This window comes from Pseudomonas sp. NPDC089554 (assembly GCF_050280645.1).
Classification (GTDB): domain Bacteria; phylum Pseudomonadota; class Gammaproteobacteria; order Pseudomonadales; family Pseudomonadaceae; genus Aquipseudomonas.
Map to the genome: position 1 here is coordinate 1 of NZ_JBNNVR010000202.1, position 1268 is coordinate 1268.

The 1268-nt window shown below is 62.7% G+C and carries 1 protein-coding gene; it reads right to left on the minus strand.

What is annotated here, in order from left to right:
- A partial coding sequence (locus ACQKPE_RS26535; protein ID WP_427669648.1) for an MFS transporter occupies positions 1 to 1083 on the minus strand: 1083 nt, incomplete at its 3' end.
- Between the last annotated feature and the right edge of the window lie 185 nt (positions 1084 to 1268).

Below are 1268 nucleotides of genomic sequence, written 5' to 3' on the forward strand. Positions count from 1 at the left end.
GTTCATCGAGGTGTAGCCCCTGACGATGAACAGCGCTGCCATGATCAGGAAGAACGCGCCCCACCAGGTCTCGATGGTGTGCAGGGTGCTGAGGATCGGCACGGTGAACAGGGTGCCGAGCACGCCGAAAGCGATCAGGATCGGGCGACGGCCGATCTTGTCGGACAGCCCGCCGATCACCGGTTGCAAGCACATGAACAGGAACAACGTGGCCGCCGAGATGGTGGTCGAGTCGCTGATGCTCATGCCCACCGTGTTGACCAGGTATTTCTGCATGTAGGTGGTGTAGGTGTAGAAGGCCAGGGTGCCGCCCATGGTCAGGCCGACCACGGTCAGCAGTTCCTTGGGGTGGCGCATCAGGGTGCGCATCAGGCTTTCCTTGGACTTTTCCTTCTTGGTGAAGGAAGCGGTCTCTTCCATGCCACGGCGCAGGTACAGCGCAACCACCGCGCACAGCGCGCCGATCACGAAGGGTACGCGCCAGCCCCAGGAATACAGCTGCTCGGTGGTCAGCGTGTTCTGCAGGATGATCAGCACCGCCAGGGCGATGAGCTGGCCGGAAATCAGCGTCACGTACTGGAAGCTGGAGAAGAAGCCACGGCGTTCCTTGGTGGCCATCTCGCTGAGGTAGGTGGCCGAGGTGCCGTATTCACCGCCCACCGACAGGCCCTGCATCAGGCGCGCGATCACCAGCAGGATCGGCGCCGCGACGCCGATGGTTTCATAACCTGGGGTCAGGGCGATCACCAGGGAGCCTGCGCACATCAGCAGGACCGAGGCCATCAGCGCGGCCTTGCGGCCCTTGCGGTCGGCGTACAGGCCCATCAGCCAGCCACCGATCGGGCGCATCAGGAAGCCCACGGCGAAGATCGCGGCGGTGTTGAGCAATTGGGTGGTGGTGTTGCCGGCAGGGAAGAATGCCTTGGCGAAGTACAGCGAGAATGCGGCGTAGACGTACCAGTCGTACCATTCGACCATGTTGCCGATGGAGCCGCTGAAGATCGACTTGAGGCGGCTGCTGGTGGTTTTTTCCGCGACGGGTGCGGCGCCCGCCCCGGCAGAAAGGGTGGTGGTGTTATCCATTAGGGATACCTTCTCGTTGTTTTTGTGAGGCGCGCGTAACCGCGGCTTGCGAGGGGAATTGCAGAAGGTGTGCCAAATGGGGGCGAAGCCATTCAAATGAGGGGTTGGTTGCACCATTCGCGGGCAAGCCCGCGCCTACAGGAACCGCGCTGGCTCAAGGGCTACGCGGTCCCTGTAGGCGCGGG